This is a genomic window from Ignavibacteriales bacterium, from assembly GCA_016709155.1.
Classification (GTDB): domain Bacteria; phylum Bacteroidota; class Ignavibacteria; order Ignavibacteriales; family Ignavibacteriaceae; genus JADJEI01.
Genome location: JADJEI010000001.1, coordinates 991640 through 1004717 on the forward strand (window position 1 = coordinate 991640; position 13078 = coordinate 1004717).

At 33.1% G+C, this 13078-nt stretch carries 14 protein-coding genes; 6 read left to right on the plus strand and 8 right to left on the minus strand.

Annotated elements, in window-relative coordinates; all coding sequences use genetic code 11:
* Window positions 1–39: 39 nt before the first annotated feature.
* From moaA to IPH11_05155, 5 genes are read left to right on the plus strand one after another with little or no spacing between them, the layout of a single operon-like run.
* On the plus strand, window positions 40–1035 hold the full coding sequence (moaA, locus tag IPH11_05135) for a GTP 3',8-cyclase MoaA (GenBank protein ID MBK6913064.1): 996 nt from the start codon (window positions 40–42) through the stop codon (window positions 1033–1035).
* Complete coding sequence (gene moaC, locus IPH11_05140; GenBank protein MBK6913065.1) at window positions 1032–1508, plus strand: cyclic pyranopterin monophosphate synthase MoaC; 477 nt, start codon at window positions 1032–1034, stop codon at window positions 1506–1508. The genes moaA and moaC overlap by 4 nt, the downstream gene beginning before the upstream one ends.
* A gap of 32 nt (window positions 1509–1540) precedes the next feature.
* On the plus strand, window positions 1541–2029 hold the full coding sequence (locus IPH11_05145) for an MOSC domain-containing protein (protein ID MBK6913066.1): 489 nt from the start codon (window positions 1541–1543) through the stop codon (window positions 2027–2029).
* A gap of 40 nt (window positions 2030–2069) precedes the next feature.
* Window positions 2070–3272, plus strand: coding sequence for a molybdopterin molybdotransferase MoeA (locus tag IPH11_05150; protein MBK6913067.1), 1203 nt, complete (start codon window positions 2070–2072; stop codon window positions 3270–3272).
* On the plus strand, window positions 3257–3856 hold the full coding sequence (locus IPH11_05155; GenBank protein MBK6913068.1) for a molybdenum cofactor guanylyltransferase: 600 nt from the start codon (window positions 3257–3259) through the stop codon (window positions 3854–3856). The genes IPH11_05150 and IPH11_05155 overlap by 16 nt, the downstream gene beginning before the upstream one ends.
* 147 nt (window positions 3857–4003) lie before the next feature.
* Here IPH11_05155 and IPH11_05160 read toward each other — a convergent pair whose 3' ends face one another.
* The 5 genes from IPH11_05160 to IPH11_05180 all read right to left on the minus strand — a co-directional run bounded on the left by IPH11_05160 (window position 4004) and on the right by IPH11_05180 (window position 7506).
* Window positions 4004–4300, minus strand: a complete 297-nt coding sequence (locus tag IPH11_05160) for a metal-sulfur cluster assembly factor (protein ID MBK6913069.1) — start codon at window positions 4298–4300, stop codon at window positions 4004–4006.
* Between the two features lie 5 nt (window positions 4301–4305).
* Window positions 4306–5571, minus strand: coding sequence for a hypothetical protein (locus IPH11_05165; protein MBK6913070.1), 1266 nt, complete (start codon window positions 5569–5571; stop codon window positions 4306–4308).
* 2 nt (window positions 5572–5573) lie between these two features.
* Window positions 5574–6386, minus strand: coding sequence for a DUF2249 domain-containing protein (locus tag IPH11_05170; GenBank protein MBK6913071.1), 813 nt, complete (start codon window positions 6384–6386; stop codon window positions 5574–5576).
* Between the two features lie 36 nt (window positions 6387–6422).
* The gene (locus IPH11_05175) at window positions 6423–6692 is read right to left on the minus strand and encodes a DUF2249 domain-containing protein (protein MBK6913072.1); all 270 of its coding nucleotides are present in this window, start codon (window positions 6690–6692) and stop codon (window positions 6423–6425) included.
* Between the two features lie 103 nt (window positions 6693–6795).
* On the minus strand, window positions 6796–7506 hold the full coding sequence (locus IPH11_05180) for a Crp/Fnr family transcriptional regulator (protein MBK6913073.1): 711 nt from the start codon (window positions 7504–7506) through the stop codon (window positions 6796–6798).
* Window positions 7507–7712: 206 nt separating this feature from the next.
* Between IPH11_05180 and IPH11_05185 the strand changes: the two genes are divergently transcribed.
* Window positions 7713–10034: a hypothetical protein gene (locus IPH11_05185; protein ID MBK6913074.1), complete on the plus strand. Its 2322-nt coding sequence runs from the start codon at window positions 7713–7715 to the stop codon at window positions 10032–10034.
* Window positions 10035–10079: 45 nt separating this feature from the next.
* Here the strand turns inward: IPH11_05185 and IPH11_05190 are convergent, their stop codons facing one another.
* The 3 genes from IPH11_05190 to IPH11_05200 all read right to left on the minus strand — a co-directional run bounded on the left by IPH11_05190 (window position 10080) and on the right by IPH11_05200 (window position 12983).
* Window positions 10080–10442: a GTPase gene (locus tag IPH11_05190; protein MBK6913075.1), complete on the minus strand. Its 363-nt coding sequence runs from the start codon at window positions 10440–10442 to the stop codon at window positions 10080–10082.
* Between the two features lie 17 nt (window positions 10443–10459).
* Window positions 10460–12406 carry a glycogen debranching enzyme family protein gene (locus IPH11_05195; GenBank protein MBK6913076.1) on the minus strand — a complete coding sequence of 649 codons (1947 nt, stop codon included), beginning with the start codon at window positions 12404–12406 and terminating at the stop codon, window positions 10460–10462.
* Between the two features lie 205 nt (window positions 12407–12611).
* Complete coding sequence (locus tag IPH11_05200; GenBank protein MBK6913077.1) at window positions 12612–12983, minus strand: GxxExxY protein; 372 nt, start codon at window positions 12981–12983, stop codon at window positions 12612–12614.
* Window positions 12984–13078: the final 95 nt, after the last annotated feature.

The following is a 13078-nucleotide window of genomic DNA, read 5'->3' on the forward strand; positions in this document are numbered from 1 at the left end:
AAAGAAAAACTTCGTGAGCCTTAGTGGTGAAAAAATAATATGAAACTGATAGACAACTTCAATCGCATTCACGATTATGTTCGCATTTCACTGATTGATAAATGCAATCTAAACTGCATTTATTGCAATCCATCAAATTCTTTTGTTCACTTTGATTCAAAAAAATCCATTCTAACTTATGAAGAGTTGTATCGTTTGATAAAAATCCTTGTGAGAGATTTGGATGTGCGAAAAATTCGCTTTACCGGTGGCGAACCGCTTATCCGCAAAGATGTAATAAAATTTTTCCAGTTGATTTCTTTGTTAAAGCTGCAGTACAATTTTGAAATAGGTATTACAACTAACGGAACACATTTATTTGATAAAATTGAATTGCTCTATCAATTTGGTGTTGACGGCTTAAATGTAAGTCTTGATACGTTGAGTAAGAATAAATTCATTGCAATAACCGGCAAAGATTATTTTGAAGAAACTCTTGCAGCAATTCAGAAAGCTGTTACAATTGGTTTTAAGTCAGTCAAGATTAATATGGTAATTATTAAAAATATAAATGATAATGAGTTGAATACATTCATTGATTATTTCAAATCATATCCAATCACTCTTCGGTTTATTGAATATATGCCGTTTGCCGGAAATCAATGGGATAATTCAAAATTCATAAGCTGGCGGGAAATGAAATCTGATATTGAAAAGAATTTTTCTTTAAATGAAATTGAAAACGAGGGGAAAGTATCAAAGGATTATTTTGTTGATGGAATGAATCTTAAAATAGGGTTTATCAGTTCAATGTCAGATCATTTTTGTGATAGCTGCAATCGTTTACGAATAACTGCAACTGGACAAATAAAAAATTGTCTCTTCTCAAATCCATCTGAAATGAATTTAAAATCTTTGTTGGCTGATGAATCAAATTCAGATGAAGTAATTGTTGAGTTCATAAAAAATTCATTGCAAGCAAAATGGCTAAAGCATCCAAGTGCGGATGAATTATCAAAACTAAATCAAAACAATATGATGAGTATTGGCGGATGAAGAAAAAATTATCTCACATAAACAACACAGGCAAAGCAGAAATGGTTGATGTTTCTGAAAAAGAAATTACAACCCGCACTGCCGAAGCCTATGCCGAAGTAAAAGTATCGAAAGAAATTTTTAACGCGATTAAAAACAACACGGTAAAAAAAGGTGACGTGCTTTCAATTGCAAAGTTTGCCGGAATTCAAGCAGCAAAGAAAACGAGTGAGCTGATTCCACTCTGCCACAATATTTTCATTTCAAAAGTTGATATTGAGCTTAAGTTGAATCAAAAAAAATCTTCAGTTGAGATTACATCATTTGCAAAAACCACTGCACAAACCGGAATTGAAATGGAAGCATTTACAGCAGTTTCAGCCGCGGCTCTTACAGTCTACGATATGTGCAAAGTCATTGATAAAGCAATGGTTATCGGAGAAATAAAACTGCGCAGTAAATCTGGCGGGAAAAGCGGTGATTATTTCTATTAAAAATAATATCACAATAAAGAAGGAATCAAATTATGGTACAAGAAATAGAAAGCGTTATAAATAAGATACAACCACATAAAAATCTTGCAGGCAAAATAGCTGCAATCTCTATAAGTAAAAAGAGAGGCATTCCAAAAACTAATGTACCGTCCGCTCGATTGATTGAGAATTATGGAATTGATGGAGATGCTCACGCCGGGAATTGGCATAGGCAGGTTAGTTTGTTACCGCTTGAAAGCATTGAAAAAATGCGAATGGCAGGGTTACCTAAATTACGCTCCGGTGCATTTGCAGAAAATCTTACCATTGAAGGCATTACCTTGAACCAATTGCCGGTTGGTACAAAATTAAAAATCGGTAATTCGATTTTAATGGAGGTTACACAAATTGGTAAGGAATGCCACAGCAAGTGCGCTATATTCTTTAAGGTAGGAGATTGTGTAATGCCTCGCGAAGGAATATTTGCAAAAGTTATTTTTGGCGGTGAAATTTTTGTTAATGATGAAATTATTATATCGTAGAACAGATTAGTAATCTGTTCTACAATAATTTGGAGCATCTATGTATACATATAACGAAGCGCTCGAAATAATTAAAAATGAAATTGTGATATTAACTTTGCACACAGAAGAAGTTTATCTTCTTGATTCTGTAAATCGAATTTTGGCTGAAGATATAATATCCGATGTTGATCTTCCGCCGTTCGATAACTCTGCAATGGATGGATACGCAATAAAATTTAGTGAAAGAAATAAGTGGAATATCATCGGTGAAATTTCAGCAGGGAATTATTCTTCAATCAATCTTTCTGAAACTGATACTGTTTTAATCACAACTGGAAGCAAAATTCCAATTGAGGCTGATACAGTCATTCCGATTGAAGACTTATTTGTCGAAGGAAATATTCTGCATTTAAAACCAGATGCGTTTTATAAAAAAGAAATGAACATTCGAAAGCAAGGAAATGATTTGAAGAAAAATGAAGTAGCTGTTTCTCGCTTTACAAAAATAGATGCAAAAACAATTGCGGTTCTTGCAAGCTGCGGAAAAGAAAAAGTAAAGGTTTACAACAAATTAAAATTTGCGATAATGGCTACTGGTGATGAACTTATACCGATCAATGAGAAACCGACAGAAGATAAACTGCGCGTGTCAAATATTTATTCGCTTTATGCTGCCATTAAGGAAATGAATAACACAGTTATCAATCTTGGCTTTACAAAAGATGATCGTAAAATTATTAGTGAAAAGATCCGGACAGCATTATCAATGAATATTGATGTTTTAATAACAACGGGTGGAGTTTCTGTCGGTAAATACGATTTCCTGAAAGAAGTTTTTGAAGAACAGGGAGTGAAAGAAAAATTCTGGAAGGTAAATATTAAACCGGGCAAACCGATTTACTTTGGCGTTTACACAAAAGATGATAGAAGAATTTTAGTTTTCGGATTACCGGGCAATCCGGTTTCATCATTGGTAAACTTTTATGTATTTATAAAATCTGCAATTGATCAGATATCTAATCAGAAATCACTGGATAAAGTTACCGCAACATTATTAAACGATTTGAAAAAGAAAGATGGTAAAAGACATTTTTCGCGAGGGATCATTCAATATGAAGAGAATGAGTTTAAAGTAACATCAGAATTTTCTCAGTCATCGGGAAATCTTGTTGAAATGAGTCGAGCTAATTGTTTAATTGAAATAGAAGAAGAGAGAACAAATCCTAAAAAAGGAGAAAGAGTAAATTGTATACTGATATAACCGGAGTGATTCTTGCAGGAGGGAAAAGCTCCCGAATGGGTACAAACAAATCATTTCTTAAACTCGGAAATAAAACTATCATTGAAAGAATTGTCGATTTGATGAAATCAATTTTTTCTGATATAATTATAATCACAAATACAGCCGAAGATTATAAACACTTAAACCTATCTTTGTTTGAAGATATTTATAAATGGAAAGGACCTTTAGCCGGCATTCATTCAGCGCTTGTGAATTCTTCAACAGAAAAAATATTTGTTCTGTCCTGCGATGTTCCTTTAATGAGTAAAGAAATGATTGAATACATTATTGAATACAAAAGTGACAAACCAATTAAATTTTGCGAAGCTGCTGGTTATCATCAACCGCTGGTTGGAGTTTATTCAAAAGAAATATTGAATGATGTGGAGAAATTTATATCATCAATGGAAGTAAGCGATAAATCATTCCATCGTTTCTTGAAGAGTGTTGATGTGGAGATAATTCATCCTAATGATTTATCTATTTATAATGACGAGATTTTTTTTAACGTGAATAAGAAAGACGATTATGAAAAACTTCTTACTATTACCAGGCAAAGTTAGATTAATTTTCTTATCGTCTAATCACATCAATACTAATCTCATGCCTTTTACTAATGTCCACAACTTAAGTACAAAAAACATTAAACAGCACATTTATTCCAGCTAAAAGATATTTATTAAATAATCAATAATAAATCATAAATTATTTCACATTCCCAATTGTTCTTTTGCTTCGCGGGTCATTTTATCAGGCGTCCATTGCGGTTCCCAAACTAGATTTATAACTACTTTTTTCTCAGGCTCTAAATGTCCGACTACATTTTCAACCCATGATGAAATACTGCTGTGCATGGGGCAGCCGGGCGTTGTTAATGTCATCGTAATAATGTTTTCTTCGTCGTTGGATTCAACTTCGTAAACAAGTCCGAGATCAACTATATTAATTCCAATCTCGGGATCAATAACACCTTTAAGTACTTCGAGTATTTCTTCTTTGTTTGCCATAGTTTTTACTTTCTGAAAATTGTTATCATATTGAATAAAAAAATTATTGAACTGATGAACATCAATGAAAATGAAATCAACAATCCTGTTTCACTTCTAAACGATAATGAATATAGAGATCCAAAAATCGCTGTAATCATTAAATAGAATCCAACCTGTGCAGACTTTTCATTAAACATATCTTTTAACATTGGGACTTTTTCAATACCGACTTTACTGCTGTATTTATGATACCATACGAGGAACGGAACGATCTTGTACATTTGCCCAACAATCAGTATTGATATAAAACCGAAGATTATCATATAACCATAAACTAAAGTTATGTTGATAATATTTTCATAATCAACAAAAGCAATAAAGGTACCAAGCAAAGTTGTTAGTCCGAACATCAAGTATGCAACTGAAGAAAACCTGATCCCAATATCAAACTTTTTTCTGATTCTGTTTTTAAAGATGATATTAATTTGAAGTAGAAAAAATAATATTCCTAAAACTATTAATGCGATGAAAATGTAGTAAAGAAAAGTAGTGTCTTTGTAATGCATTATTGTAGAAATGCCGAGCAGACCAATGTTGATCATCCATAATGCCCGATTTCCATTTGTAAGCGCAAAGCCATGCGAGAGTGTAAACATCGGGATAAGCTTGAATGAAACTCCCATAATCACCATTGAAACCCAGCCGATAAAAGCAATGTGTGCATGCAAATTTAGATATTGAAGATGATCTAATTTTATGTACGGTGTCCAAAGATTAATTGCCAGTAATAATCCGGCAATTGCAGTAACAATCAAATAAAAAATTGCTGAGGCGAGATACCATGCTGTAACATTCCACTTCTTTACGCTTTTCATTGTAGCGATTATGTTGAATGAAAAAATGGACATTGCAAGATTAAGAAGTATTGCGGATGCCGTCATAATAATTCCGGTATCAAAAACCCAGAAGCAATAAACCAGACCGATAACACCGGGCATGTAAATCCAGAATTGAATCTCAGCAAGTTTTTCGCTGAACAATTTTGTTTCAAGCACAACCGGAACAAGCTGAAACATCGCACCAAAAATTATCATCGTTATCCAGCCAAGTGTTGCAACGTGATTGATTGATAATATTTTTGGCTGAAAATGATGCCCGTCAATTGAAGAATAGTTGAGTAATAAAAGCAGGTTAAGAACAACAAAGGAAATTATAGCTGCGGTAAAATATTTCGCAACAATTCTAAAAGGAGGCGCATAAGCAGAAACTATTGATTCGGATTGAATCATAATTAAGCATTCCTCTTTTTCGTTATTACGACCTTATAATAATTTTCTTCAATTTTATTTGATACTGCTTCGTACCCTCTTTCTTCCAGCTTAGGATAAAGCATCATCGGTTCGCGGTGATGATGAACTAACAGAAGAGTATTCTCATCAACCTGCGGCAGCGTTTCAAGTATTTTTATCATTGGTTCAGGTGGAACAAGTTCCCGCACATCTAATTCAATTACATTTTTATAATCAGTTTCATTTAAAGATGTTTTCTGCTTTTCAGAATTATCATTCTGAACTGCTTCCTTATTTTTATAAAAATAAATTCTAAACAAACCGTTTTCTTTTTCAGTCCAGTGTTCAAAACCTTTTTTAGCTAATACAGAATAAAGAGGAATAGGTTCAAAAGAATTTATGATTAATAACACTTCATCATCTTTTATTTCCTTTACAGCAGCCATAATATTTTGAAAAGGGTCAACGCCTGATTCCAATATCGGACGGACATCAAGTTGACGAATTTTTTCCGCGTTGATTTGATCAATAATGTTCGGTTTTTGATTTTTTGTTTCTTCGTTATTCATTTTCTTACTTTGGATTTTTTCAAGTTCAGTAGAAATATTTATTATTTTATTTAATTCGAAAAGCAGGTTGTATAAATCCACACCTGCAATTGAAGCTGCTTGCTCAACTGTTACTCTGCTTGCAAATGTCTTTCTGAGAATTTTATTATTCAACTTTTTAAAATGCGGACTAACTTTTATCAACACATCCAGAGTTTGGGGATGCTCAGAAAGCATTTTCGATATTTTTAAATCCTTGGTTATCATAAACGAGATGCACAGATTAAAATCTGTGCTACGAGTTTATTTTTTAGAAATATTAACGCGCCAAACTTCAGGACCCTTTTCCACGTACTCCCAACCAAACTGATTCGGTCTTTCAGCATTAAACTGATAATATAACGGCATTGGATCGTGATCATTAACCAATTGAAATCCTTCGCCATTTTTTAGTTCATCGAAAGTTGCAAAAATTGTTGGATGTTTTTCACGAACGGGAACTGGACGAATATCAAGTTGTTTTAATTCCAAATTAAACTCCTTTTGTTTTATAGATTGTTCTAATCCAAACATAGCAGATACAATATAGAATTTCCTTGACTTAAGTCAGATTTAGTGCTTTTTAAAGATAGATTTGGAATTGAAGTAAAGCGGTTCGGAATTGATGAAAATATTTTTACTTAGCCAGGTCCTTTAATCGTTTCATATCATTTACAAAAATCTTTTTTCCGTTAACACGGATTATCCCTTCATCCTGCAGTTTTTTGAATGAGCGTGATAATGTCTCAGTTATTGTTCCAAGATAAGAAGCAATTGTGGATTTTGGAATTGTCAGTTTAACAAATGGTTCAGGCAATTTTTCCGTTCCGGAAGTTTTTATTTCTTTTAATAAATATTTTGACAAACGATTAGTCACCTCTTTTGAGGAAAGATCCTCGATCTGATTAACGAGTGCTTTTAACCTTTTGGCAAATCCGGCTAACATCTTTAATGAAATCTCAGGCTCTTTGCAGATAAGTTCAAGAAATTTTTCTTTCGGAATAAAGAGAGTTAAACTTTCCTCAAGTGCCTCAGCACTAACTGGGTAGTTTCCGCCTTCAAATAAAGGGATATCTGCAAACGCGGTTAATGGACGAACAAGGTGCACAACAGATTCTTTTCCCTGACTCGATATTTTAAAAACTTTTACACTACCTTTTAGCAGAATATAGAATCCCAAATAAAAATCATCTTTATTAAATATTAGTTCATGCTTATTAAAGCTTTTTAATTTACTGAATGAAGAAATTTTTCGTAATTGTTCAATGCTTAGTTCAGAAAATAATGGAATATCTCTTAGTGTAGATTTTTTTCCTTCATTCTCAATTGTTGATGATAACTGATTCATATTTCGCATTGCGTCTTCGACACGACAAGAATTTGTTAAAAATAATATTATTTTCTTAAGTGTAAATAATAAACATTGTGGTTATTACGCAATTAAAATAAAAGGAATCAAACTCAATTTTCTTTCATTTTATGAATTAACTAATAATATTATTTTGAAGTCAGAATAAGTAATTGATTCATTGATTAAATACCAACGAGGATTCTTTGATAGTTAAATCTATTTTCTCCATATCAGTTTTTTTAAGTCTTATTTTTATTTTAACTAATTGCAACTACAACTCAAGCGCTGAATCAATTCCGAAAATTAAGTATGACTCGATATCTGATGAAAAACATTCGCTTATGAACTCACTATCGGAAGAGGGTGCTCTGCTGATTTATGGAGTTGATAATCCTGCCGATACTTTAAAATATCTTCAAGTGATTGAAAGCCTAAAACAAAATTATTTTTTTCCGAAGGTTACAATCAAAATGGCTGATAAAGTAAGTGATGAAGAATTAAAAAGTTCGGCATTGATAATTATTGGATCATACAGCTCGAATAAAATTTTACAGAATTTGAACGAACACCTTTTCGTCAAATTTCAAGCGAATAAATTTTTTTTTAACGATAACGAATACACAGGCAAAGATGAAACTGTTTCGTTAATCTCCCGCAATCCTTTCAACCCTGATAAATTGCTTATGATATTTTCAGGCAATAATAACAACTATGTTTATTCCAATTTATCTTTCAACTTTATCGGCGATTTAAGCATTTCTAAAAACAGTGAGCGGGAGTTTCTCGGCTTCTATAAATATAACAGCGAGCATAATTGGGTTATTGATGAATCTTCCTCAAGAAATTTTTCAAGGCAGAAACATGAATTGACTGACATCAGTTCGCATTACAATTATATTATTCATTTTAATGAGTTTGATGCCGATCAAATTCACAAAGAAGCAGCCAGGAACGATTCACTATTCGAAACAACAAATAAATTTTTTAACTCGCTGCTCATGAACAAAAAGACTGACATACATATTTATAAAAGTTTTGAGGATGAAGGATTAATCAGCGGAAATACACAATTAAATTTTATAAATCAAAAGGATTCATCCATTAACCTTGTCTTAAATGATTTTATAAACGGAAATGATTTTTCTGAAAATGCATTATTGCTATCCCGGCATTATTTAGGCAAAGCGAATTCAAAATTTTTGGAAGAAGGACTTTCAATTTATTTGTCTAATAATTGGCGTGGAAAGGGTTACGAGTATTGGGCATCAAAAATTTTCTTATCGAATAATATTCCGCCATTAAAGGAATTATTTGATAAAGATGAACTCGAGTTTACTTCATATTTAATTTATCAGCCGCTTGCAGGAGGTTTTGTTTCTTTCCTGATTGATAAATACAGCAGTGATTATTTTCTATCAAACTATTCGAGCTGGGATTTTGATTCGGATGACATTAATCAATTGGAAGGACAGTGGCATTCCTATCTTTCAAAATTATCTTCGAATTATAAATCACAAATTGAAAAAGATAATTGGATAGATGAACTGAAACTACCCTCCTTTCAGAAAGGTTTTTGCTTTGCGCACGTTGGTTATCAAATTTATAACGGCTACGCTTCTCAAAAAGCAGTTGAATCATTAAAGAAAATGAAAACACTTGGAGCTAATTCTTTTTCGATGACGCCATTTACTTACATGCGCGATCCAAATAACCCAATTGAGTTTAAATTCTGGGAATTTGCAGAGGGCGAGAGCATTGAGAGTATGATCAACTTGATGCAAGCTTCTCGCGATCTAAATTTGACCGCAATGTTAAAGCCTCATATTTATTTAGGAGAAAGTAATTGGCCCGGTACGATTGAAATGAAATCAGAAAAGGATTGGAAACTTTTCTTTGCTTACTATACAAAATGGATAATGCACTATGCAATGTTTGCAGAAATATATCACGTGCCGCTTTTCGTTATCGGAAATGAATTTTCAAAAGCTTCCGTTGGAAATGAGCACGCATGGATTGAGCTATCAAATAAGATTAGAAAAATTTATTCGGGTAAAATTATTTATGCTCCAAATTGGGGTAATGAATTTGAGAAACTGACTTTCTGGGATCACTTTGATTACATCGGGCTTAGCGAATATTATCCAATCAGTGATAAAGATAATCCCACAGATCAGGAATTGCTAAACGGCGCAGAAGCTGTTCTTAAAAAAATAAAAACGGTTCATAAAAAATTTAACACGCCGGTGATCTTTACCGAAGCTGGTTTTAGGGCTTCAAATGCACCATGGAAAACTGCACTTGAAAAAGATGGTCGTGATCAGGTAAATCTTATAAATCAGGCAAGATGTTATGAAGCTTTGTTTACAGCTATTCAAGATGAAGATTGGCTCGCAGGAATTTATTGGTGGAAGTGGCCCACTTATTTAGAATACAAGGGATTTACTTTCGGCGAAGGGTTTGATTTATACTCTCCGAATAATGACGGGACAGAAAAGGTGATTAAAAAATGGTATCAACAATTTTGAAATTTATGAGCTGATAAATTTTTTCATATTCAATGGGAAAAATTATTATTGAATTTTGATATCAGGATTAGTAAAAGTCTTCAGTAAAAATTCAAGCGCATTAATATTACGGATCGAATTTATTTCATGAGTATTGATCCTTCCGATCTCAACATCATTCCCATTCCGAAAAATAATTATCGGATAAAGCTTCTCTTTAGAATTCTTAGCTTCATAATCATCAATGTGCCAAAGCGTAATGTTATACTTTTCCTTTAACTCTCTAAACTTTTTGTTTTCTATAAATGCACCGTGAGTAATCTTGCATAAGTTGCATTGATATGTTTCCGGTGAAATTATTTTGTGTGCTAAATCAAACAAAGAATTAGCGGCTCCGCCTTTAGCATTATATATAAATTGAGTCTCCATTTAATTTCTAAACAGGTTTATTTTCCATACTTCTTATAAATTCTTAAAAACTCAGCTACGCTCCACGCCTGTGAAATACATCCTTTTGGGTTGTTTGGATAATCACCATCAAATATTTCTGATATAGTTCCCAATCCTACAGTTGATAAATGTGGAATAAAATCTTCAATTATTTTTTTTATTCTTTCATTTTTCTCTTCAGGATAAGCATACTCGATTGCATCTGCAAAAGCACCGAGCAGGTAGCTCCAAACTGTTCCTTGATGATAAGCAGCGTCACGGGAATATTGGTCGCCGGTATAAATTGATTTATAATTTTTATCATCCGGAGAAAGACTTCTTAATCCAAATGGCGTGTAAAGTTTTTCATAAACCTTATCAACAATAGCTTTTGCTTTTTCTTTATCCATTAATTTATGAGGAAGGCTAACCGCATAAAGCTGGTTCGGACGAAATGATGAATCATTGTAATCAGCATCAACGTAATCATATAAGTAGCCCGCATCTTCATTCCAAAATGTTTCATTAAAACTTTTATATATCTGCTTTGTCTTTTCTTTAAACATCGTAATGCATTCTTTGTCATTAAACATATCTGCAAGATAAGCAGCGATCATCAACGCATTATACCAGAGAGCGTTTATTTCAAATGCTTTGCCTTGGCGTGGTGTAATAACCCAATCCCCAATTTTAGCATCCATCCAGGTTAGCTGAACTCCAGGCTCACCTGCGTAAAGTAAACCATCATAATCCTCGTGAATATTGTGACGCGTTCCTTTCTGATGCCATTCAATTATTTTTTTAAAACGCGGGTAAAGTGTTTCCCGAACAAAATAAAAATCATTTGTTGCATCAAGGTATTTTTTTGCTGCGATAAAAAACCAGAGTGTTGCATCAACAGTATTGTATTCAGGTGCTTCGCCTCGATCAGGAAATCTGTTTGGAATCATTCCCCTATCCATCGAGTTTGCAAAAGTTTCAAGAATACTTTGCGCATCATTAAAGCGATTTGTAGTTAATGTTAATCCGGATAATGCAATCATAGTGTCCCGACCCCAATCCGAAAACCAATGATAACCGGCTATAACAGTTTTACCCATTGCTTTTCTATTAACGATAAACTGATCGGCGGCGAGTGTAAGATTTTTTAATATTTCATCGTCTTTAGATTTTTCAATTATCTTTTCACGTCTTAATTTTTCCTGATTAAAAACAGCCAGGCAATCCCTGGTATTTGGATTTGTAGAAAATGTGATTACCACCTTATCACCCTTATTCAGATTTACTTTAAAGTATCCCGGTTTAAACAGGTCTTCACGATAATCAAGACCGCGATCAAGTTCTTCGAGATATTCAAAATTGTAGTGCCAATCCTGCTGAGACACAAAATCTCCTTTGCTAATATTTGCATAAAGAGAATTTGGATGGCTGTTAAATTTTAATTCGAACATTCCATTTTGAAATGAATATTCAGAACGAATATTATCGTTAGCTTTTCTAAGTGAATGAAAATCGCGCATCGCAATAAATGGAGATAAGTGAAGAGTAAAGCTATCCTCCGCATCTAAAATATCGTAAATAACCGTTGTGGAATTTTTGCAGTGGATAGAAGAGATTGTTTTTTTAATCTTAACCTGACATACTTGATAAATAAATTCCGGGAATAAATCTTTGTTGAATTCAACTAAATATTTATAACCTTCAGGATGGACTTTGCCGGGAAATTGATTTGTGGAAAGTTCGTAAGATTTGTTTTTTATGATCAGAGTTTCATCAAGTTTAGATACTATTACTTCTCTTTCAACTGGTGGATTAAGTGCGGCTACAAGCAGTCCATGATAGCGGCGAGTATTTAAACCAAGCACCGTTGAACTTGCGTACCCGCCAAGTCCGTTTGTGTCAATCCATTCTAATCTTGATGATTTAGAAAAATCATTCAGTGTTTCTCTATTTATAGTATTCATAAAATTATTCCTTAAAATATTTCTTCGTACTACTTTGTGAAATCCTTAGTGATACTTTGTGGTAAAAGCTTTTTCACCACAAAGGCACTCAAAGTACATCGCTAAGGCGCACTAAGAATTTTTTACTTTGTGTTACTTTGTGAAATCCTTTGTGATACTTTGTGGTTAGTTCTTCTTCATCATAATGGCGCACAAAGAATTAGTTTTACATTATCACTCGTTTAATTCCTTCTTTAAGATGCTTTACATTAAAATTTGCTAAAAGACCTAAGCGACATTTAGAAAGTTTTAAGTAAGTAAGTATCTGTGCTAAATGAATATCCGCTAAGGCTTCAACAGATTTTATTTCAACGATAATACAATTCTCCACCAATAGATCAACTCTATAACCAGCATCTAACTTTACTTCTTTATAAACAAGAGGCAGCGGTTTTTGTTTTTCAACTTTTAATCCAGCATTAACAAGTTCAAAGTACAAACACTCTTCATAAGCACTTTCAAGTAAACCCGGACCAAGTGCTGTGTGCACTTGAAAAGAACAATCTAATATTTTCTTAAATATTTCTTCTTGATTCATAATAGTACTCCTTCTTTTTTGTTAGTTCGTGAAATCCTTAGTGATACTTCGTGGTTAATTCTTCTTCACCACAAAGGCGCTCAAAGTTCGTCACA

Bases quoted from the DNA above. Each gene is read 5' to 3' on its own strand.
- IPH11_05190 (MBK6913075.1), bottom strand. From the start codon at position 10,442: ATGGAGACTCAATTTATATATAATGCTAAAGGCGGAGCCGCTAATTCT.
- IPH11_05200 (MBK6913077.1), bottom strand. From the start codon at position 12,983: ATGAATCAAGAAGAAATATTTAAGAAAATATTAGATTGTTCTTTTCAA.
- moaA (MBK6913064.1), top strand. From the start codon at position 40: ATGAAACTGATAGACAACTTCAATCGCATTCACGATTATGTTCGCATT.
- IPH11_05175 (MBK6913072.1), bottom strand. From the start codon at position 6,692: ATGTTTGGATTAGAACAATCTATAAAACAAAAGGAGTTTAATTTGGAA.
- moaC (MBK6913065.1), top strand. From the start codon at position 1,032: ATGAAGAAAAAATTATCTCACATAAACAACACAGGCAAAGCAGAAATG.
- IPH11_05180 (MBK6913073.1), bottom strand. From the start codon at position 7,506: ATGAATCAGTTATCATCAACAATTGAGAATGAAGGAAAAAAATCTACA.
- IPH11_05170 (MBK6913071.1), bottom strand. From the start codon at position 6,386: ATGATAACCAAGGATTTAAAAATATCGAAAATGCTTTCTGAGCATCCC.
- IPH11_05165 (MBK6913070.1), bottom strand. From the start codon at position 5,571: ATGATTCAATCCGAATCAATAGTTTCTGCTTATGCGCCTCCTTTTAGA.
- IPH11_05150 (MBK6913067.1), top strand. From the start codon at position 2,070: ATGTATACATATAACGAAGCGCTCGAAATAATTAAAAATGAAATTGTG.
- IPH11_05145 (MBK6913066.1), top strand. From the start codon at position 1,541: ATGGTACAAGAAATAGAAAGCGTTATAAATAAGATACAACCACATAAA.
- IPH11_05195 (MBK6913076.1), bottom strand. From the start codon at position 12,406: ATGAATACTATAAATAGAGAAACACTGAATGATTTTTCTAAATCATCA.
- IPH11_05160 (MBK6913069.1), bottom strand. From the start codon at position 4,300: ATGGCAAACAAAGAAGAAATACTCGAAGTACTTAAAGGTGTTATTGAT.